15 protein-coding genes and 2 pseudogenes are annotated in these 21,162 nt (G+C 68.7%); 5 read left to right on the top strand and 12 right to left on the bottom strand.

Annotation, left to right across the window (positions count from 1 at the left end):
* Positions 1-279 (bottom strand): annotated as a pseudogene (locus B2U11_RS11530) (acetyl-CoA carboxylase, biotin carboxyl carrier protein); the annotation flags it as partial.
* 45 nt (positions 280-324) lie between these two features.
* The gene (gene aroQ, locus B2U11_RS11535; protein WP_292071870.1) at positions 325-771 is read right to left on the bottom strand and encodes a type II 3-dehydroquinate dehydratase; all 447 of its coding nucleotides are present in this window, start codon (positions 769-771) and stop codon (positions 325-327) included.
* 343 nt (positions 772-1,114) lie between these two features.
* Between aroQ and thiS the strand changes: the two genes are divergently transcribed.
* Complete coding sequence (thiS, locus tag B2U11_RS11540; protein ID WP_292071871.1) at positions 1,115-1,315, top strand: sulfur carrier protein ThiS; 201 nt, start codon at positions 1,115-1,117, stop codon at positions 1,313-1,315.
* Positions 1,316-1,377: 62 nt separating this feature from the next.
* Positions 1,378-2,166: a HisA/HisF-related TIM barrel protein gene (locus tag B2U11_RS11545; RefSeq protein WP_292071872.1), complete on the top strand. Its 789-nt coding sequence runs from the start codon at positions 1,378-1,380 to the stop codon at positions 2,164-2,166.
* Here the strand turns inward: B2U11_RS11545 and B2U11_RS11550 are convergent.
* The 3 genes from B2U11_RS11550 to B2U11_RS11560 are packed head-to-tail and all read right to left on the bottom strand — an operon-like array spanning position 2,163 to position 7,109.
* A complete protein-coding gene (locus B2U11_RS11550; RefSeq protein ID WP_292071873.1) occupies positions 2,163-2,933 on the bottom strand; it encodes a thioredoxin domain-containing protein in 771 nt (256 codons plus the stop codon). The genes B2U11_RS11545 and B2U11_RS11550 overlap by 4 nt on opposite strands.
* Positions 2,934-2,970: 37 nt before the next feature.
* The gene (locus tag B2U11_RS11555) at positions 2,971-4,371 is read right to left on the bottom strand and encodes a M48 family metalloprotease (RefSeq protein ID WP_292071874.1); all 1,401 of its coding nucleotides are present in this window, start codon (positions 4,369-4,371) and stop codon (positions 2,971-2,973) included.
* Positions 4,372-4,430: 59 nt separating this feature from the next.
* Positions 4,431-7,109, bottom strand: coding sequence for an Rne/Rng family ribonuclease (locus B2U11_RS11560; protein WP_292071875.1), 2,679 nt, complete (start codon positions 7,107-7,109; stop codon positions 4,431-4,433).
* Between the two features lie 504 nt (positions 7,110-7,613).
* Here B2U11_RS11560 and B2U11_RS11565 point away from each other — a divergent pair.
* On the top strand, positions 7,614-8,786 hold the full coding sequence (locus B2U11_RS11565) for an N-acetylmuramoyl-L-alanine amidase family protein (RefSeq protein ID WP_292071876.1): 1,173 nt from the start codon (positions 7,614-7,616) through the stop codon (positions 8,784-8,786).
* A gap of 29 nt (positions 8,787-8,815) precedes the next feature.
* Here B2U11_RS11565 and B2U11_RS11570 read toward each other — a convergent pair whose 3' ends face one another.
* The 4 genes and pseudogenes from B2U11_RS11570 to B2U11_RS11585 all read right to left on the bottom strand — a co-directional run bounded on the left by B2U11_RS11570 (position 8,816) and on the right by B2U11_RS11585 (position 13,730).
* Positions 8,816-9,403, bottom strand: a complete 588-nt coding sequence (locus tag B2U11_RS11570) for a hypothetical protein (protein WP_292071877.1) — start codon at positions 9,401-9,403, stop codon at positions 8,816-8,818.
* 90 nt (positions 9,404-9,493) lie between these two features.
* Positions 9,494-12,067, bottom strand: a complete 2,574-nt coding sequence (locus tag B2U11_RS11575) for a tipN (protein ID WP_292071878.1) — start codon at positions 12,065-12,067, stop codon at positions 9,494-9,496.
* A 201-nt stretch (positions 12,068-12,268) separates the two neighbouring features.
* A pseudogene (argB, locus tag B2U11_RS11580) lies at positions 12,269-12,859 on the bottom strand (acetylglutamate kinase); the annotation flags it as partial.
* 55 nt (positions 12,860-12,914) lie between these two features.
* On the bottom strand, positions 12,915-13,730 hold the full coding sequence (locus tag B2U11_RS11585) for a sulfotransferase family protein (RefSeq protein WP_292071880.1): 816 nt from the start codon (positions 13,728-13,730) through the stop codon (positions 12,915-12,917).
* Positions 13,731-13,824: 94 nt separating this feature from the next.
* Between B2U11_RS11585 and B2U11_RS11590 the strand changes: the two genes are divergently transcribed.
* Positions 13,825-15,945: a sugar phosphate nucleotidyltransferase gene (locus B2U11_RS11590; RefSeq protein WP_292071881.1), complete on the top strand. Its 2,121-nt coding sequence runs from the start codon at positions 13,825-13,827 to the stop codon at positions 15,943-15,945.
* A gap of 72 nt (positions 15,946-16,017) precedes the next feature.
* Here the strand turns inward: B2U11_RS11590 and B2U11_RS11595 are convergent, their stop codons facing one another.
* From B2U11_RS11595 to B2U11_RS11605, 3 genes are read right to left on the bottom strand one after another with little or no spacing between them, the layout of a single operon-like run.
* Positions 16,018-16,671 carry a hypothetical protein gene (locus tag B2U11_RS11595; protein WP_292071882.1) on the bottom strand — a complete coding sequence of 218 codons (654 nt, stop codon included), beginning with the start codon at positions 16,669-16,671 and terminating at the stop codon, positions 16,018-16,020.
* On the bottom strand, positions 16,668-17,795 hold the full coding sequence (locus B2U11_RS11600) for a glycosyltransferase family 4 protein (protein WP_292071883.1): 1,128 nt from the start codon (positions 17,793-17,795) through the stop codon (positions 16,668-16,670). Before B2U11_RS11600 ends, B2U11_RS11595 begins: the two co-directional genes overlap by 4 nt.
* Positions 17,792-19,582, bottom strand: coding sequence for a glycosyltransferase (locus tag B2U11_RS11605; protein ID WP_292071884.1), 1,791 nt, complete (start codon positions 19,580-19,582; stop codon positions 17,792-17,794). The genes B2U11_RS11600 and B2U11_RS11605 overlap by 4 nt, the downstream gene beginning before the upstream one ends.
* Positions 19,583-20,053: 471 nt before the next feature.
* Here B2U11_RS11605 and B2U11_RS11610 point away from each other — a divergent pair.
* The coding region (locus B2U11_RS11610; RefSeq protein WP_292071885.1) for a hypothetical protein at positions 20,054-21,162 on the top strand (1,109 nt) is incomplete at its 3' end.

Genomic DNA, 21,162 nt, shown 5'->3' on the forward strand with positions numbered 1-21,162 from the left:
CAGGCGGCCGACGCAGGGAATCTGCAGCGCGCGGGCGACGATGGCGGCCGGATCGCTGGCCATGGCGGGCGCGACCGGGGCGGGCGGGGCGACCGGAGCCGCGGCGGCAGGCGCCGGCGCGTAGTGGACCGGCGCGGCGGCCACGGTCACTTCACGCTTCACCTTGATCTTCAGATCGCCGCGCTCGACCTCGACCTCGGTCAGGTCTGTGTCGTTCAGGATGTCGGCCAGTTGCCGCACCAGGTTCGCGTCGATGTCGTGTTTCTTGTCGTCGGCCATTGGAATTGCGCCTTGTCTTTCGTCTTGTTCTCGAACGGGGCGGGCTCAGCCACGTTCCCGAATCTGGGTCAGGGCCGCCTGGACGGCCAGGTCATAGCCGGCCGGGCCGAAGCCGGCGATGACGCCGGTCGCCGCGGACGACACGTAGGAGTGATGCCGGAACGCCTCGCGCGTCGCCGGATTGGACAGGTGAAGCTCGATCACCGGGATGGTCAGCGTCTTCAGCGCGTCGTGCAACGCCACCGAGGTATGGCTGTAGGCCGCCGGATTGAGGATGAGCGCATCGGCCCCCTCGCGCGCCTCCTGAATCCAGTCGACCAGCACGCCCTCGTGGTTGGTCTGACGGAACACCACGCGCGCGCCCGCCGCGGCCTTAATGCAGCGCGCCTCAATGTCCGCGAGCGTCTCGCGGCCATAGATGTGCGGCTCCCGAACCCCGAGCAGGTTCAGGTTGGGACCGTTGAGCACGTGGATGACGGGCGTTTCGGGCATGGCCTCTGAATCGGCGTCCTTTCGGCGACGCAAGAGGGGCCTTTTACCGGAGCCGCCGCCGGGGTCAAACGATCCGCACACAAACTTGACCCGGCGTCAGCGGCCCGAATCCCGCACGCCTTGCGCCATTGGTCCCGATCCGGGACAGCTCGCCCGAAAGGCGTCGACATGGACAGAGAGGCCCGAATGGCGCTTCGCGCTTGCGTCGCCGTCTTCGCAGCGTTCGCGGCGACGGTGGCCGCGTGGTTCTTCGAGGCGGGCTGACCCCTCTGGCGAAGCGGGGGCGGGGTTTCTATGTCCCGACGGACGACGCCCCACCGCCTGATTGTCCGGAGACCCGCACTTGCACCAGATCCAGCTCAACGGAGAGCCGCGCGCCGTCTTGGCCGCCACCATTCTGGCCCTGGTCGAGGAACTGTCCCTGGACCCGCGCAAGGTGGCCGTGGAGCGCAATCTGGAGATCGTGCCCCGCTCGCTGCACGCCCAGACGCCGGTGGCCAACGGCGACCGCATCGAACTGGTCCAGTTCGTCGGCGGGGGCTGATCGAGTCGAATTGCGTCAGGGGTGACTTTCGCGGGGGCGCCAAGGGGATTAGGTCAGCACCCATGACCGACACCGCCCCCGCTTCTGAAACCTGGACCGTCGCCGGCCGCACCTTCTCGTCGCGCCTGATCGTCGGCACCGGCAAATACGCCGACTACGCTCAGAACGCCGCCGCCGCCGAGGCCGCGGGGGCCGAGATCGTGACCGTGGCCGTGCGTCGCGTGAACCTGACCGATCCGAACCAGCCGATGCTGGTCGACCATGTGAAACCCGACCGTTTCACCTTCCTGCCCAACACGGCCGGATGCTTCACCGGCGAGGATGCGGTTCGCACCTTGCGCCTGGCGCGCGAGGCGGGCGGCTGGAGCCTGGTCAAGCTGGAGGTGCTGTCGAACACCGCCCACCTCTATCCGGACATGGTCGAGACGCTGCGGGCGTTGGACCTGCTGATCAAGGACGGTTTCGACGTCATGGTCTACTGCACCGACGACGTGGTGATGGCCAAGCGGCTGGAAGACGCCGGGGCAGCGGCCATCATGCCCGCCGCGGCCCCGATCGGGTCCGGTCTTGGCATTCAGAACGAGATCAACGTCCGCCTGATCGTGGAGCAGGCCAAGGTGCCGGTGCTGGTGGACGCCGGCGTCGGCACCGCGTCCGACGCCACGCGGGCGATGGAGCTGGGCTGCGACGCGGTGCTGATGAACACCGCCATCGCCGGGGCCAAGGATCCGATCCGAATGGCCCGGGCCATGAAGCACGCCGTCATCGCGGGTCGCGACGCCTATCTGGCGGGCCGGATGCCCAAGCGGATGTACGCCGACCCGTCCTCGCCGCTGGCTGGCTTGATCTAGCGCTTGGCCGCCTCGATCAGTCGGCCGATTTCGGCCGGGTCGATGCTGGGGCTGGCGCGTCCGTTGACGAAGAAGGTCGGCGTGCCCTGCAGCTGCAGCGCCGCCGCCGTGGTGTGGATGTCGGCGATGTGGCGCGTCGTGTCGATGGCCGAGATGGCCGCCTTGGCGCGGGTCATGTCCACGCCGTGCTCGCTCAGGATGCGGTCGACGGTCTCGGGCGTCAGAGCCGGCTCGGTCATCAGGGCGTCATAGACTTCCAGATACTTGCCCTGCTGGTGTGCAGCCAGGGCCGCGCGCGCGGCGTATTGAGAGGTGACGTCCTCGCCGCGATCCAGGATAGGCCAGTCCTTGAACACGAACCGGACTTCCGGATGGGCCGCCATCAGGGCGCGGTAGTCGTGGGCCACGGCCTTGCACCCGGGGCAACGGAAGTCGAAGAACTCGATCACCGTCACCTTGGCGTCCACCGGGCCGAAGGCCGGATCGCGCGGATCGGGTTTCAGCAGGGCGGCGTTTGCCTGGGCCAGGTCGTTGATGGTGTCGACCCGCGCCTGGGCCTCCTTGTCCTGAAGCGCCGCGCTGGCCTCCTGCAGCACCTCGGGGTGGTTCAGCAGATAGGACCGGACGTTGGCCCCGGTGAACCAGGGCGCCGCCGCTAGGCCCAGGGCCACGACCGACACGCCCAGCGCGACATAGCCGGCGCGGCCGCCCGTCAGCCAGGGCGTCTTGGAGGGCCGGGATTCAGGCGCGGGAGCGGGTTCGGTCATGAAGCCTGTCTGATCTGGTTGGGAGAAAAGGGGAAAGTCAGTTCAGCGTCGTCGGGCGACGGGCCGCGTCGCGGCGGTCGAGGTCCTGCAGGTCCGCTGGCGTCGCGCCGGAGGCCAGCACGATATCTACCGCCCGGCGCCATTCGATGGAGCCGGGGTCCAGCATGGAGCGGGCGCGCAGGGCGAACTGCGTGGCCTGGTCCTCCTGCCCCGCAGCGAAATAGTATTCGGCCGAGGCTAGCCGCGCCTCACCGTCCTTGCCTTCCGAGGCGTAGGCCTGGGACAGCAGACGCCAGGCCATCGTGTTGTCGTTCTCGGCCACCGTGGCGTACTTCAGGTTCGAGATCGCCTCTTCCAGATTGGCCTTGTCGTTGGTCTGGATCAGCGCGTGGGCCAGGTTGATGCGCAAAAGGGGCGCTTCGGGCATCAGCCGCGCGGCCTCGCGATGGGCGACGACGGCCTCGGCCGGGCGACCCTCTTCAAACAAGATCTGACCCTTCAGTTCGGCGAAATAGGGATTGGTCGGGTCGCCAGCGATCAAAGCGTCGACCGCCGTCAGGGCCTGCTCGGTTTGACCGTTGCGATACCAGGCGATGGCGCGGGCGTAGCGGCCGGGCAGGGAGGTGTCGCTGGACGGATAGGCCCGCAGGGTCGTTGCGGGGGGATCCATGAAGGCGTGGATCTTGGCCAGGATCAGCGCGTGCTGGGCCATCCGCTCGGGCGTGTCGCGTACGCCGTAATGCGGCTGTTCCTCGACATAGCGGCGGATCGATTCGATGCGCTGCGACGACAGCGGGTGGCTGCGGAAATAGGGGTAGCGCCGATCGTCCGAGAAGACTTCCTGGGCGCGGAAATTCTCGAAGAAGTCGACCAGCCCCTTGCCGGACAGACCCGCGCCCTCCAGCGCCCGGGCGCCGGTCAGGTCGGCTTCGCCCTCCTGGCTCTGCATGTAGTGCAACGCTCCCAGCGTGCCGAAATAGCCGCTGGATCCGATCAGAACCGCGCCGGCGTCGGGCGCGCCGGCGGCGATGGCCAGCGCGCCCAGCGCCATCGACATGATCATCGGCTGCCGGCCCGCGTTCTGGGCGCCGTCGCGCAGGGTGTGGCGGTTCTTGATGTGCCCCGCCTCGTGCGCCATCACCCCCAGCAGTTCGCCGGGGTTCTTGGTGCGCAGGATCAGGCCCGTGTTGACGCCCATGATCCGGCCACGCGTGGCGAAGGCGTTCAGGTCGCCGTCATTGACCAACAGGACCTCGACGTCGCTGGGGTTCAGACCCATCGAGACGAAGACCGGATCGGCCCATTCGCGAATGATGCCCTCGACCTCGGTGTCGCGGATCAGGCTCTGGGCGGCGGCCTGGCCGGCGACGAGGAGGGCGCACAGGCCCGCCGCCGTCGCGGCCAGAAGGCGGGATGCAGATCGGGGAAGCCAACGCATGGCTCTACTCCAATAGCGACCGGCCCCCGCCTGCATCCTGACAGTCTAATCGTGACCGATCAGCGGCGCCACCACCCCCGCTTGGGCTTTTCGGGCGGTGCGACGATCTGGTTCGGGTCTTCGGCGATGATGGCCTCGACGTCGACCTCGGGCTTGGGCGTCTCGAACGGTTCGGACAGGACGGCCGGCTGGGGCTCGGGCTGACGCTCCGGCTCTGGCGCGGCGGCGATCTGGGTGGCGTGAGCCTCCTGCGGCGTCACGTCCAGAGCAGCCGGTTCGCCGTCCACCGTCGCTTCGTTGGGCTCGATGGCCGTGTCGGGTTGAGGCTCGACGTGCGGTTCGACGACGGTGTCCTCGGTCATCTCGGCCCGAGCGGTCTTGCGACGCACGCGGCGCCGTTGCGGCTCGGGCGCGAGGGCCGGCGTTTCGGCCTCGGCCCCCGAATCCGTCGGGGTCGTCACGGCCATCGGCGTCTCGGGAGAGCCGTCGGGCGGCATGCCTTCGTTGGTGGCGCGGTTTTCGACCTTGATCTCGTGACCCATGTCCTGCGCCTGATCCTGGCCGCGACCCCGTCCACGACGACGACGACGGCGACGACCGCCCTCATCGCCCGCACCGTCGGAAGCCGCCTCGACAAGGCTTTCCGCATGGTCGTCGGCCGGTATGCCGCGTTCGGTCTTGTCCGCGCGCGGCTCGGGCCGGCCCGGGTTCAGCGGGTCGAACCAGACATAGGGGTCTTCCAGCGACGGCGTACGGCCGCGCACCCAGGTATAGACGTCGCGTTCACCGTCCTCGCGGACCCGGCGACCGCCGCGGCGACCGCGACGACGGCGACGACCGTTTTCGTCTTCATCGTCCGAAGTGTCGTCCACCGAGACCACCGCGTCGTCGGTCTCGTCGCGACGGCTGCCGCGCCGGCGGCGACGATTGCGACCTCGGCCGCCGTCGTGACGCTCGGCGCGTTCGCGCGGCTCATCGTCGTCGCTGTCCTCGCGGTCCAGCGCTTCTTCGTCTTCATCGTCCTCGTCGTCGATGACCTCGTCGTCATCGCTCTCCTCGTCCTCGTCCTCGAAGGCGGAGGCGTCGAAATCGTCGTCGAGGTTGGGCAGTTCGATCTCGGGCGCGACGAAGTCCTCGTTGGTCTCGGTGCGCTCGATGTTGTGCTCGCCCTGGGCCAGGCTGTCGTCGATCTGGACGACGACGTTCAGGCCGCGACGTTCCAGCAGCGACTGCAGATATTCGCGCTTGTGGTTGAGGATATACAGGCCGACGGCGGTGCAGACCTTCAGCACGACCACGCCCGCGCCGTTCTTGCCGGCTTCGATGTCCACTGCGCGCAAGGTCATCAGGGCGGCGGATTCGGCCGAACGGATGCGGCCGGTGCCCTGGCAGTGCGGGCAGGCCTCGGTCGCGCCCTCGATCACGCCCAAGCGGCGGCGCTGGCGGCTGATTTCCATCAGACCGAAGGGCGAGATGCGGCCCATCTGGATGCGGGCGCGGTCGGCGGCCAGGGCGTCCTTCAGGGCCTTTTCCACCGCGCGGTTGTTCTTGCCCTCGTCCATGTCGATGAAGTCGATGACGACCAGGCCGGCAAGGTCGCGCAGGCGCAGCTGGCGAGCGGCCTCGACGGCGGCTTCCATGTTCGTCTTGAACGCCGTCTGCTCGACGTTGCGCTCCTTGGTGGCGCGGCCGGAGTTGACGTCGATGGCCACCAGGGCCTCGGTCTGGTTGATGACCAGATAGCCGCCGGACTTCAGCGGCACGACCGGCTGGTGAATCTGCGTCAGCAGTTCCTCGATGCCGTTCGCGGCGAACAGGGGGCGCGACCCGCGATACAGGTGAACCTTCTTCGCTTGGGCCGGCATCAGCACGCGCATGAAGTCGCGCGCTTCCTTGAAGCCGTCGACGCCCTCGACCTGGATGCCGTCGAAGTCCTTGTCGAACATGTCGCGCACGGCGCGACGGACCAGGTTTTCCTCCTCGTAGATCATCGCCGGGGCGTGCGAGGCCAGAGTGGTCTCGCGGATCGTCTCCCACAGGCGCAGCAGGTATTTGTAGTCGCGCTTGATCTCGGCCTTGGTGCGCTTGGCGCCGGCCGTGCGGATGATCAGGCCCATGCCCTTGGGCACGTCTAGAGAGGCGACGGCCCCCTTCAGGCGGCGACGGTCGGAGGTGTTGGTGATCTTGCGGCTGATGCCGCCGCCCTTGCCCGTGTTTGGCATCAGCACGCAGTAGCGGCCGGCCAGGGACAGCCAAGTGGTCAGGGCCGCGCCCTTGGCCCCGCGCTCGTCCTTGACGACCTGCACCAGCAAGATCTGGCGACGCTTGATGACGTCCTGGATCTTGTAGCGGCGCATCAGGCGGCGCTTCAGGCGCTCTTCCTCGGCCAGGGCGGCTTCGGGATCGACCTCGTCGTCGGTTGATTCTCGGCCCAGGTCGTCTTCGTCCTCGTCGTCGTGCGCCTCGGCCATGATGGCTTCGCGGTCGGCGACCGGGATCTGATAGTAGTCGGGATGAATCTCGTTGAAGGCTAGGAAGCCGTGGCGGTTGCCGCCGTATTCGACGAAGGCGGCCTGCAGGCTGGGTTCTACGCGGGTGACCTTGGCGAGATAGATGTTGCCCCGCAGCTGGCGCTTGGTTTTCGACTCGAAGTCGAATTCCTCAACCTGGCGTCCGTCCACGATGGCGACGCGGGTTTCTTCCGCGTGCGCCGCATCGATCAGCATTGTCTTTGACATGGAAAGTCTCTCTCTGGCGCGCACGGGCCCGGCATGCCGAAATCTCGGTCAGGGTCGCGGGGGCTCGCCGAATGGGGGTGAGGGCCGGCGCACGCGACATCCCGCCGCCGAAGGCGACGCTGGCTTGTTCAAGCCGGTTGGGATCGCAGGCGAAAAGGCCCATGGAAGTCTTCGGTCCTGAACCGGGCGCGCCATGACCACATATGCGGACGGCCGCGACCCTGGTCCGTTCTTCAAGCCGCCTGGCGATGCCGGCCGGCTCTCGGATTGGTGAAAGTCGAACGCCGCGAGGAGGGCGCGCCGGGCGTCGCCTGGGGCGAAGCGGCGCGATCGGTTCGCGAGCGGACCAAAGCATAGTCATCGCGGGCGGAAATTAAAAGCGGTCGCGCTTTAACCCCTCGCACACGCGCCGGCGCCATGATGGGCCGAAGGTGATGGATAACCGTCGGAATGTACGGGCGTATGGTTTTCAGTCTTGGCCGGTGGCGTGCGCGGGAGTGGGGGATGACCCTGCTGGCGTTCGTCGTCGTGTGCGCGGTCGTGCTCGCGGCCTCGCGCGGCTTCGCCTGGGGCGCGGCCGGCGACGTGCTGGGCTTGAGGTTCGGCGCGGACGGCGATCGGACCCGTGTGGTCATCGACCTGGACAAGACCGCGAGCGGCCGGGTGATCGAGGACGGCTCGACCGGGCGTTTGATCCTGGCGCTTAACGGCGTCGCCGCGGGTCAGGGCGTGCAAGGGGACGGGTCGGGGCTTGTGCGCGCCTATCGCGTGGCGGCGTCGGGCGGAGCCTCGCGCATCGAACTCGATCTCAGCCGGGGCAGCGCCATCGAGCGGCGCTTCCTGCTGCCGCCCGGCGACGGGGTCGGCCATTATCGCTATGTGGTCGACTTGAAGGCTTCCGGCGGAATGACGGCTGCTCCGGCCCGGTCGATCCCGCGCCCGGCACCGCCGCGTCGTGCGGAAAAGCCGCTGGTGGTGATCGACGCCGGCCACGGCGGTCGCGATCCGGGCGCCAGCGGCGCCCAGACCCAGGAAAAGGCCGTGACGCTGGCGGCTGCGCGCCAACTGAAGGCCGAACTCGAGCGCACAGGGCGCTGCAGGGTCCGCCTGACACGCAACGACGACGCCTATGTCGATCTGTACCGCCGCGTGTCCATCGCCCGCCAGGCGGACGCGGACCTGTTCATCTCGCTTCACGCCGACGCGGGGGCCGATCCGGCCCTGCGCGGGGCCAGCGTCTACACCCTTTCCGAACAGGGGGCGGGGCGCGCGGTGCGGGAGTTCACGCGCGGCGACAACTGGCACCGCGATCTGCATCTGCCGGGGCGCGACCCCTCGGTGGACCGCATCCTGCTGGACATGACCCAGCGCGCCACCCAGAACCGCTCGGCCCAGTTCGCCCGCGTGCTGCTGACCCATCTAGAGGCGGCGGAGCATCCGCTGCTGCGGCGCAGCCATCGCGACGCGGGGCTGGCGGTGCTTCTGGCGCCCGACGTTCCGGCCGTGCTGCTGGAAATGGGCTTCATCACCAATCCCGAGGACGAGCGGGCGCTGACGGACGAGCGCGCGCGTCGCCGGTTGATGCGCGCCGTGGCGCAGGGCATCGACCGCTATTTCCAGCAACCGGCCGCGCCCGTGCTGCAGGCCTCAAACGCCAGCGCCTCGGGCAGCCCGTAGGGTTGGAACCCGGCTAAAGTCCTCGCCCGTCAGGCCGGGCGCGACAGCGGCGTCAGTCGTCGGGCCATCGCCGAGGCCGCCGCCTTGACCCCCTTGCTGATGGCGGCCTCGTCCGCCGGGCCGGGCGTTCGCAGCAGGCCGATGGCCGGCGCGTCGGGACTGTCCGGCAGTTCCGACAGCAATCGGTAGAGCAGATAGGAACCGACGTCGTCCTCGGCCTCGGACGAGGCGTCGGCCTTCAGTCCGGCCTCTTGCAGAGCGCGCACCATGTCAGCCACCGGCGCGGTGGAGCGCGCGATACTGGGGCCGGTGCCGCTCAGCCGCTTGCCCTCGCCGGGGGTGCGGCCCTCCGCGCGCATCTGAACCCGAAACCCCGGCGCTCGGGTCGAGCGTCCGACCAACAGCATCGCCTGGCACCCTCCCTCGCGCAGCCGTTCTGTCAGGGCGTGGGCCAGGGCGTTCGGCTCATCGGCGGGCACAGCCACCGTGCGCGCGCCGGGCGGGTCCCAGAGACGCCCGGAAAGGTCTTCGACGAAATCCCAGACAGGGTCTTCGGCGTCATAGGCGCAGATCACGATGCCGGGGCGACGATCTCGCCCGGTAGGGTCTTCGACCATGGCGGAGGCGTCTCCTATCGTGACAGGATGATGACGGTGGGATGAAGGGGGCAAGTCGCTGGCGGCGTCAAGCGCTTGTGATCATGAGGGTCAGCCAAGATCGCCCACCGCCGCGTCCAGCAGCATGAAGGCTCGCCCGGCGTCCGACGACAGGCGGCCCTGCACGCCGTCGATGTCGCCCCCGCGCGCGGCCTCGGCCAGAAGCCGGCCGAAGCCGCGAACATAGCGTTCAGCCTCGGCGCGCAGCTCAGCGTCGCTCAGCACGCGACGCGAGACGCTGCGTACGGCGGCCGGCGCCACCCGGCGCACGATCTGGCGCGCCGCGCCTGGATCGCCGGCCGAGACGGCTCGGGCGGCTTCCTCGACCCGCGTGCGCGGCAGCAGGGCGTTCGGGTCCACCCCCATGCGGCGAATGGCGTCGGCCAGGCGATCGGGCAGTTCGGCGTCCGCCGTATCGATGGGCTGATTCAGCTCCAGCGGCTGGGCTTCACCTTCCGAGCCGACCAGGTCGGCCCAGTCCAGACCGTCCGAACGGGGCGGCGCAGTCGGTTCGGTCGGTTCGAGGCGAAGTCTTCCGCGCAAGCCGAAGCCGCGTTCCTCGGTCGGCTTCGCCTCCTTGGCGGGAACGGAAGCGGGGGCGCCGGCGCGGGCCGCTGACTTGGCGGGTTCGGGCTCGGTGACAGTGTCGCGCCGGCGCGTCGGCGTCTCGCCCGAGACCACGCCCATCAGGCGCACCGCCTCGGTCAGCATGTCGTAGTTGCGCCGGACGCGATCCTGGAAGCCGGCGTCCAGCGCCTCGGTGTCTTCGGCGGCCTTGCGCGAGGCGGCCGTCAGGGCGGCCAGTCCTTCCTCGACGCTGGCGCGCACGGCCTCGACCCGGGCGCGCGCCTGGTCGGGCATCTGGGCCGCGCGGGCGTCGATTTCGGCGACCGCTTCGTCGACTTGGCCCAGGGCGGCGTTGAGTTTTTCGACCAGCGTCTCTAGGCGATCCGCGACCCGATCGCCGGCCTGATCCACCAGTCCCGCGCTTTCGCCCACGATGCGGCGAGCGTCTTCGATGCGAGCGTCCACGCTCAGGTCGGTCTTGTGGGCCGCCTGGAACAGGGTCTCGGCCAGGCGGTCGATGCGAATCTGGGCCTGTTCGGCGGCGTCGTTGGCGAAGCCGCGCGACTCCTCCGCGGTCGCCTTCAGCGCCTCCAGGGAGCGCCGGGTCTCTTCCATCAGGGTGTCGCGCGCCTCGGCCGCCAGGGCCTCGAACCGGTCCAGCGACAGCTTGGTGGCCGAATCGAAGTTGTCCGCCTCACGCTGGGACATTTCGATCAGGGCGCGGAACTGGTCGCCCGAAGCTTCGAGCAGCTCGCGCAACGACTCCAGCGAGGACTGGGCGGTCTGGTCCAGGTCGCCCGCCGCCGTGCGGGTCGCCGACAGATGCTCGATCAACTGCGCGCGCTGGCTTTCGACCTGGGCGGAAAAGTCCTCCTGGTCGGTGCGTAGGGCGTAGGCCGTGGTGACCAAGGCCGCGCGCTGCTGGCCCAGACCCTCCTCGACGGAGCGGATTTGTTCGGACACGCCCGAGCCGGCGTTTTCCAGGCGGATCGTCTGGCGGGCCAGGTCCTCGGAAGCGACCCGGGCGGCGTCCTGGGCCTCTCCGGCGGCCGCGGCCAGATCAGCGGCGCGAGCGGCCAGGGCGGCCTCGGCCTCGCGCAACTGGGTCTGGGCCAGGTCGGAGGCGTCCGCGACCATGCGGGACTGCCGCTCCACCGCGTCCACGACTCCGCTGGCCTGGCTGTCCAGCTGCGCGCCCAGCGTCTGCATCTGGTCGCGTTCGCGCCCCAACTGCTCGGCCAGCCGACGGGCCGTGCGGCCGGCGATCTCCGCCGCTTCGTTCAGGCGCAGCGTTTCCTGCGAAAGGGCTTCGCGCAGCAGCGCCATGTCGTTGCGGGCGCGTTCGGCGGCCAGGGCCGCCTGGTCGATGTCGGATCGCAGCGACTGCAGCACGTCGCCGGTCTGTTGCGCGGCCAGGGCCGTCGGCGCGACCAGGGCTTCGGCCAGTTCGCGCGCGCGGCGCGTTTCGGCCGCCAGTCCCGATCCCTGCCGCACCGCATGGGCCAGCATCAGGGCCAGGCCCGCCGGCGCGAGCGCGATCAGGGCGTAGATCGCCAGCCGAAGCGGATCCAGCCCGGCCCCGTTGATCCCGAACTCATAGGCGGCCCAGGAGGCTACGCCCCCGATCCAAAGCACCGCCGCCAGCGCCGCCAGGGCGTAGGCGCGCCGGCCGGCGGCGGGAACGCCGTGGGCCTGAACGGTGCGGACGGTCGGTGCGGTCGTGCGTTCGAACGGCGAGAGCGGGGCTGCGGCGGCGACCGCCAACTCGGCGGCGGCCGGTTCCGGCGTCGCCTCGGCGGCCATACGTTCGGCCTCGGCGCGCTGTTGCGCCTGTCTTTGTTCTTCCAAAAGCCGACGACGCCGCCGTTCCGACATCGGGCGCTCGGGTTCCGCGGGGGGAGGGGGCGTGGCCGCCTGGACCTCCGAAACCTCCTCGGCCGCGGGCGACGCCTCGTCGGTAAGGGATTCAGTCATGTCCGCAGGCGCGCCGATGACTTCGGCCGAGGCCGCGTCCTCGTCGTTCGTCAGTTTAAGCGGCGGCCGATTGCGGGACTTCATCAGGCGTCGATCTCAATCCATACGCGGCGCTCTGACAGCGCCAGCTCGACCCTAACGACTCAATCCGCGCCGTCCAAGCGCTTCGGACCTCGCGACCGCTCAGCAGTCCTGAGCGGTCTCGCTGAGCAGGACGGCCGTGGGCGCGTCGGCCCGGCAGTCGGTCGTGCGGTGAACTTCACGATCCGCGCCGCGCGGCGCATGGGTGTCCACGCCGAACTGCGCCAGCACGGCGGCGGCCAGGAGCGCGATCAGGCCGGCGATCAGCTTGGGATCGACCTTGGTCGGTTCGCCGACGAAGCCCAGGTCGACCTCGTGCTCGATCATGCTGTCGGGGTCGCGCTTTGTGCGGCGGGTCTTCTCGACGGTCAGCAAGCCGGCGTCCTTGCCCGACAGACCGACGCCGCGCACGTCCGCCTCCTTGCCGGCCATGGTGATCCAGTGGGCGATCTCCTTGTTCACGGCGCCGGACAGGACCATCTCGGCCACTTCCATTGTCGCCGGGTCGGTGACGCGCAGGCCGTCGACGAAGCTGGACCTCACCCCCGCCTTGTCCAGCATGGCGCTGATCTGCGGCCCGCCGCCGTGCACCACGACCGGGTTCACCCCCATCAGCTTCAGCAGCACCACGTCGGCGGCGAACTGCTTGGCCACCGCGCTCTCGCCCATGGCGTGGCCGCCGTATTTGATGACCACGGTCTCGCGATCATAGACCTGGATATAGGGCAGCGCCTCGGCAAGCGTCTTCGCCGTCTCCCAGCTGCGTTCCTCGGACTGGCGTTCGATTTCGTTCATGGCGCGCGCATAGCGGGCGCGCGTGGCGCTGTCACGGCGAAACCGGGAGAAAGCGTTAGACGCCCGCCGCGATCTTCCGGTCGAAGTCGGCGCGCACGGCGTCCAGTTCCGCATGGATCGCCGGCTCTTCGCCGTGGCGCGCCAGATGGGTCAGGGCCTGCCAGACGCGAACCGCCAGCGGATCGTCGCTGGGCGCAGACGCCGCCTGATGGCGCAGGTCGCGCGACAGGAAGTCGTCGACCGGATGGGGCTGGTCCTTTCCCGGCACGTCCAGCGGCAGGGCCAGCCGCGCACCGAGCGCGCCCGTCGTGGTCCTCCAATCGGCCAGAAAATCCGACCAGGGCAGGAATATCCGCGGCCGTCCCCGGCTGGCGGCCTCCGCGTCCAGCACGTGCCGCAACCACAGGCGAAGCCCTTCCCGCTGGGAAAAGCCGTTGCGGCTGGACAGGGAGGCCGCCACCTCCACCGGATCGCGCAGCGGGCTGACCACGACGACGTCGTGGCCTGTCGCCCCCAGCACCTCGGCCCAGAACGGAAACAGGCGGCAGATGCGCGGGTCCTTCATCACGATGGGCGACTGGTCGCCGAACTCGGCCTTCAGGAGATGCCCCGCCTCCTGGGCGAGATCCTCGCGCGCGGGGACCGCCGCCAGGTCGAAAGGCCAGGGGTCGTCCCAGCGCGAGCCGCCGGCGGCCAGAAGACGGTCGTTGAAGTCCGCCAATACGATGCTTTCCCAGAAGCCGCGCGGATTGTCCTCGGCCGGGGCCATAAGGGTTCTCGGCGGGGCGGCGCCCAACATGGCCAGCGCGCCCGTGACCGACGACGTTCCGCTGCGATGCATGCCCAGAACCACGATGGCGCTGCGACCCATAAGGACCTCCTCGGGATGTGTCGGTCGCGCATAGGCCGTCAGGCGCGCAAATCACAGTCTTTAATGGCGCGCAACCTGCGGCTAGACAGTCGGCATGGCGCTCTATCCCGTGATCATGTGCGGCGGGGCGGGAACGCGGCTCTGGCCCGCGTCCCGACCGTCGCGCCCCAAGCAGTTCATTCCCCTGGCCGGGAATCGCTCGCTGTTCCAGGAGACCGCGCTTCGGGTCGCCCCCCTGGCCCAGGACGACGGTCGGCTGATCGTCGTCGGCGGCGTCGGCCACCGCGAGTGGATTCTGGACCAGTTGGCCGAGATCGGGATCGACGACCGGGTGGAGATCCTGCTGGAGCCGCAGGCGCGCGATTCCGCCGCCGCCATGGCGGCCGCCGCCCTGTGGACCCATGCCCGCGACCCGCTGGGCGTCAACGTCTTCGTGGCGTCCGACCACCACATTCCCGACCACGACGCCTTCCGCGAAGCCTGCGTCGTGGCCGCCGAGGCGGCGCGCGACGGCCGGATCGTCACCCTGGGCGTGCGCCCGTCCGAACCGTCCTCGGCCTATGGCTACATCAGCCCCGAAGGTCCGGGTCTGGCGCCGGTCCGCGCGTTTCGCGAAAAGCCCGACGCCCGGACTGCGGCCGACTACATCGCCTCTGGCTATCTGTGGAACAGCGGCAACTTCATCGTCACCGCCGCCACCCTGCTCGACGAGTTGAAGGCCAATGCGCCGGGGGTGGAGATCGCCGTACGCCAGGCGGTGGCCAATCCGACGGATCGCGCGGTGCTGGGGCCGGCCTTCGCCGACGCGCCCAAGATCTCCATCGACTACGCCGTGATGGAAAAGACCCGCCACGCCAGCGTGCTCGAGGTCGATTTCGAATGGTCGGACCTGGGCGCCTGGGACGCCATCGCCGCGACCGGCGAAGGGGACTTCGGCCAGCACATCTTCGAGGACGCCGAAGGCTGCCTGGTGCGCGCGCCCGACGGCATGCTGGTGGCGGCGCTAGGCGTGCGCGACTTGGCCATCATCGCCGAGCGCGACGCCGTGCTCGTGTGCGATCTGGACCGCGCCCAAGACATCAAGCGACTGGTCGCACGCATCCAGACCACGTCGCCGCAGCATCTGGACTTCGCGCGCGACGCGCCGGAAACGCTGGAGGCGGGCGCGCGGCGCCTGGCCGACTGGATGCGGTTGCGCGCCCTGCCGCTGTGGAGCAGCGTCGGCGCGTCGGACGACGGCGCCTTCGCCGAGGCGCTCAGCCTGGACGGCCGCCCCGTCCAGGGTCCGCGAAGCGTGCGGGTTCAGGCCAAGCAGATCTGGGCCTACGCCGAGGCCGGCCGTCTCGGATGGCAGGGGCCGTGGCGTCGCCTGGTGATGAACGGCGTGGAACGATTGCAAACCCGGTTTCTGCGCGACGACGGCCTGTGTTGCGCCGGACTTGCCCCCGACGGCGCCCCCTCGCCCGAGACCGCAAGCGCCTGCGACCAGGTCTTCGCCCTGCTGGCCCTGCACGCCGCGAGGGACCTCGTTCCCGACCCCGCGGCGCTTGAGACCTGCGCGGTCTCGATCCGCGACCAGATGGACGCCTTCCCGCCTCCGGATGACGAACCTGACTCGTCACGTCCCACGCCCGTCGACATCCACCTTCTGGAAGCCTGTCTGGCGTGGGAGGGGGGCGACAAGGATCGGTGGCGAGAGGTCGCCGACCACGTCGCCGCGCGGATTCGCGCTGACATCGGGGAACGTGTCGCGGTGAGTTTATCGCCGGGCCGCACGTTCCAGGCGGCGCGTGTCCTGGATCGACATGCAAGAAGACGCGGCGCCTTTGGAGCCGATGCATCGGCGCTGCAGCTCTATGCGGAGGCGCTTCGCGGGGTCACTGCGCGCGACCGCATCGTGGCGGAAACCAGAGACGAGGACGGTCGACCGCGCGGCGGCCGGTCGCGCCTGTGGGCGCAGACCGAGTGGCTATGCGCCAGCCTGCAATTCGGCCAGGACGTTACGCCCGCCGACCGCGCCCCCCTGCAGCAGGACGCGGCAGAGGCTATGCGCGCCGTATGGGCGCATCTGACGCCAGACGGCCTCTGGCGAGACACGCGGCTGGCTACAGGCGCCTTCATCGAGGAAGCCGCGCCGGCGAGCGTGTTGCTGCATCTGATACGCGCTCTGTCTCACCTCGTCGCAGGCTCCGACGACGGCTCGCCATTGAGGTGAGCCGCATCCGAGGCGTCCATGCCGCGACGGCCGCCATTTTGGCCCGACGTCAGCCGATCGCTTACGACGCGATCAGAGCATCCCAGTGCGGTCGTAGCGGAAGAACGAATGAAGGGCGCCAGGATACTGCGCGTTCCAGCGCCGCTGATACTCCTCGCTCTTCACTACGCCTTTCAGATAGGCTGCGACGCGCCTCTCGTCATCCGGCAGGCGATCATTCATCTGCGGCGCGGCCGCGTCCGGCCAGCGGCCGAGCAGGGTCTCGTAGGTCGCCTCGATGAACTGCCGTGCGCCATGCCGACGATAGTGGTTGAGCGCAAACGCCGTCACCTCCTCGATCGACGGACTGGCGTCAGGGCGACGGACTTTCGAAAGCAGGTCCATGACAGACCAGGCCTCCGCCTGCGGCGCGGGGATCGCGCGAGGGGGTTCGGCGATCTCGGCGAGGACTTCTCCGCTGACGCCGCAGACCAGACGCACCGCGTCGCTGACCACGAAGGCCTGGGCCGCGCCGTGGACTTCGAACCCGCACCAACCGGAGCGGAAGCCATCGGCCGCGGCGGTCGCGGAATAGCCGCTGGCCCGCGCGAAGAAGATCGGCGTGTCGCCGCCCACCAGTTTCAACAGACAGGGGCTTTCTCCCGCCGGCGCGGCGTAGCCCGTCAGGATGTCGTCCTGCCCCTCAAGCTTGAAGGCCACCACGGGGGAATAGTTGAGCGTCGTCATTGCTGCTTCACCCACTGGGCCACGCCGGCGTAGCAGGCGTCCCAGCCATGCGGCGCCGCGCGCTCGAAAATATCGGACAGAGATTGCTGACGCGAGCGCGTCTGCGCGGCGCGAAGTTCGGCGATCCGCATCGCCTGGGCGAACTCGTACATTTCTCCGGGATCGAAAAACACGCACTGCTCGGGGAAGACCTCGGGCATGCTGGAACTGTTGGAGCAGACGGTGATCTTGCCCAGGGCGCCCGCCTCAAGGACCGGCAGCCCAAAACCCTCGAAAAAGGAGGGATAGATGCAGAAGGCGCTATTGAGCAGCAGCGCCGTGCGCTCGGTGTTCGACACGAAACCCGTGAACTGGATACGATCGGCCGACACGCCGACGTGGCGCAGCCGCTCCATCAGCCGGCCCTTCTCGTCCAACCAGCCGTCGCGGCCGATGAAGACCATCTTGTACTGATGGGCGAACCCCGGGTTCTGGGCCAGGTAGTCGAAGATCAGCCCGCCGTTCTTGCGCGGCTCCAGCGTGCCGATGACGGCGACATAGGGCTCCACCCTCGCGCCTTGCCGGACCTGCAGGAGGCCCGCAGACAGCTCCGCCGGATCGAACTCGGCCCCCAGACGAAGGACCGACATCTGCTCCATCGGCTTTTCGAAATAGGCGTGGACGTCCCCCATCGTGGCCTTGGATACGCAGAAGACGTGGTCGGACGTCGCAATGTCCTCGCGGATGCGGTTGGCGAAGTGGAAGATGTTGTCCGCGTTATGGAACTGCGGCGTTGTGACGGGGCTGAGGTCGTGGACGATGATCGCCTCGGTCCCGAAGTAGCCCCGTACCGGCTTGATGTTGGGGAACAGCGCCACCATCGCCTGGGCTTCGTCGAAGAGGATCGGTTGTCGATCCCAGGCCAGTTGAGACAGGGCGGGCAGCCCGCCGGCGCCCGACCGCAGGCGCAGGAACCGCTGCACCAGGTCGCGGGGCAGCGGGATGGTCTCATAGGTGAAGATCCAGTCGATCCCGTCGTCGGTCAAGGCGCGCTCGGCGATCGCGGCCACCACATTGGGGATGCCGGTCCAGGTCTCCTCGAACAGGGCGCTGACGTCGAGGACCGCCTTGCGGAGGGTGCTCATGTCCGATCTCCGGCGGCCAACCGTTCGACGACGGCGTTCAGACGATCGGCGAAGGGCGCGAGACCGAACTGATCCCGCACCTCGGCCAGGGCCGCCGCCGACTTGTGCGCATAGGCTTCGGGGGACAGCCCCTGGGCCGTCTCCAGCGCCCGTTTCAGGTCGCCCGGCTCCACAACGTTCATCGCAGTCCCGACCATCCGATATCGCTGCGACATCCGCAGGTCGAGCGGTCGACGGTGCGATGGCACCACCACGGCGTCATTGTCGGAAATATAGTCGCGCATGGCGGTGTGGTCGACGCTGACCGGCACCACGCCGCGCGCCATGGCCTCGATCAGCGGCAGGTTCTGTCCCTCCGCATAGGAGGTGCACAGGTAGAATGACGCTGCGTCGTAGAAGCGGTTCATCTCGTCGCGCGTCAGGACATCGTCCGTCAGCCATATCCGCTCGCTGACCAGGGGCGGGACCATACGACCGGCGTTGGCGATCTGGTCCTCCAGAAGTATGCGGTTGGCCAGCCCCCGCCCGCGAAACGGCGTGCTGAGCTTCAACATCAGTATCGCGTCGGGATTCGTCTCGGCGAAGCGAAGGAAGCCGGCGAGCATGGGCTCCGCCTGCTTGCGGTAATCGTGGACGTTCAGCACGCTGACATAAACGGTCGGCGACTCGAACTCGGACAATATGGCCTGCAGTGTCCGCGTGCGCGCATGCGCCGCCTGCTCGACCGTTTCCTTGACGCGGGGCAGGATGGCCAGCGGCGTCCAGTTCACCGCGCCCAGGTCACGCGCGGCCCGCTCAGCTTCTCTCGGCGTGGGTGCATGATCGCGCCCCCGCTTGACGAGGTTGGATAGAACGGGAGAGGGCGCCCGCCGCACCGGCTTGGCCACGCCGCTGTCCCTGACCGCAGTCGCACCATGTTCCGATGGCGACCAGATTTCGTCAGCGATGCTCAGGGTCTGTATCTGATCGGCGAAGGCGTGATCCGACGGAATCTCGTCGCGGCTTCTGAGCCGATCAAACTCCCAGGCGAAGCAGTTGATGTTGTAGGCGCCTTTCAGCACACGGATATGTTCGGGGGGATAAAAGCCCAGGTGGATATTGATCTCCGCAGCCGACCGCTCGCGGATGTCCGCAATGCTTTCGGGACGCTGGATGAGCGTGTAATCGATCTCCATCTCATCCAGCGCCTCCATGAACCCTCGCATGGCGAAGGCGTAGGAATAGTCGGAACGCCCCAGCCCATCTGAAGCCGCGGACCGATCGGTCTCGTTGACCGGCTTGGCCGGCGCCGAAAGAAAGACCCGCAAGGGAACACGCTCACCCTCGGCACCCTCGCCCCAGAAGACGCGACTGTTGTCGATCTTGCGCAATAGCTTCAGTTCGAAGTCGATATGATCGACGTCGGGATGGCCGCCCGCTCGCGCCTCCTCGAAACAGCGTTGGGCCTCTGCGAAGTCGCCGCGCACCTTGGCGAGGTGCCCCAGTTGCAGGGTGATCTCCGGATCGCCCGGCTTCAGCGCCAGGGCCCGGTTGTAAGCCTCGGCGGCGCGCGCGTGGAACCCTGCTTCCTTCAGCGCATGGCCGTACTGGATCCAGGCGCCCAGGCGTTCGGGCTCCATTTCGCAAACCTTGCGGCGGAAGAAGGCGTCGCGAGCCCAGTCCTGTTGCGCGCGCGCCTGATCCGCATAGCGACGAAGTTGTTCCGGCGTCTCGCGACCCGTCAACTGAGCCGCGATGCCCGTGATGCTTTTCTTCAGCGCTCGGCCGACATGGGGGCTTCGGCTCATAAAAACTCCGGTGAAACGCCGTCGGGTCGCGCCACGACGGTGAATGATGATTAATCCATCATTCGATGCTTGTCGCCCCGTCCTTGGCCGAAACTCAGGGGGCGGGGCAAGCCCCATAAAGATGAACAGGCGGAGGTTGCTACGGGACCTGCAGTCGACGTGGGTCAAGCGTCGCGTTACAGCAACCGAATGATTGCGCCAGAGCCCGCTTCGCCGCCCCAATCCCTTGCCTTGGATGCGATGATCGACGCCCCGACGGTGGGGCGCCTCTACCGGCTTTTTCTCAATCGAGAGCCTGAATCAGAGGAAGCGGTCCAGCATCTTCTTCACCGCCCCATGAGCGCCGCCATCCATTCGTTGGTCAGTTCTGCGGAGTTCGGTCGAGGGCCGGGCGCCGACCTGGCCGTAGGTCGGCCGCTGTGGAACGGGGCGACGCCAGATCCAGCGCTGACGGCGTGGGCAGGCGACACCTTGCCTCTTTCGAAACAGACAAGAGAAACCCTGCGCGACAGCGTGCGGTCGTGGGCGGCCCTTTATCTGGCCCTGGCCGAGGATGAAATCATCGGCCCAGTCCTGTCGGGCTTCGGCTTCTTCACATCCGACAGCCTGACGGCGCTGCGCAGCGCCGCCGCCCTTGTCGGGAGGTTGGAAGAGGCCAACGCCGACAGGGTTCGCGGATGGGTCGTCCGGACCGACGCGCCCGACACGCCTGTCGCCCTCGAGTTGTGGGCCGACGGGGCCTTCTGCGCTGCGGCTTTAAGCGACGGCTTCCGTCGCGACGTGCAGGACCAATTTGGCGGATCGGGCCGCGCCGGCTTCGATATCCCCGTACCCGCGATGATGCGATCGCGCCGCCCGCACCTTTTGCTGGAGGTCCGGGTTTCGGGGGCGCCCATGATCGTGGGCCGGGCAGGCGTCGAAACCGGAACGCCTGGCGTTGACCTCCTGGCGGCCACCCTGGACGAGGTCCGGCACGCCCGGGGTGTGCTGGAGCGGCTGGAAGCCCGACTGCCTTATCTGGAGACGCGCCTTGCCGTTCCCTTCGCCGCCTACGACGCCTATCGGCGCGGCTGGCCCGTGACGGGCCAGGAGGCGAAGCCGGCCGGCCCGGACATGGACGTGATCGTCGACATCGGCGCGGCGAGCGACCGGGCTCTGGACCAGACCGTCCACGCCCTGCTGGAGCAGTCACGCCCCGCGCGGCGCCTCGTCTTGATCGGGGAAGAGTCGCGTCGTCCGCTGGCGCTGGACCTCGCCAATCGCGCGGCCTGGCGCGACGGGCCGGAGATCCGCTTCGTCGGGAGCGACGCGGCGACCCTGGCCCAGCGGATGTCGGATGGGTTGAACCAGGGCTCGGACGCCGCGACGGTGCTGCTGCTTCGCGCGGGCGACGTGGTCGCGGCCGGCGCCCTGGCCTGGCTGGGCGCCGCCTTCGCCCGATCGGCGCAGGTCGAGGCCGTCTATATGGACGAGGACATGCTGGCTCCCGGCCAGGACGCCCTCGATCCGGGCGAGCGCCGCCGCGTCGGCCCGCAACTGAAGCCTGGCCCCGATCCCGATCTGCTGAAGATCGGAAGAGC

Origin of the sequence: Brevundimonas sp. UBA7534, assembly GCF_002479325.1 — a bacterium.
Taxonomy (GTDB): Bacteria; Pseudomonadota; Alphaproteobacteria; order Caulobacterales; family Caulobacteraceae; genus Brevundimonas.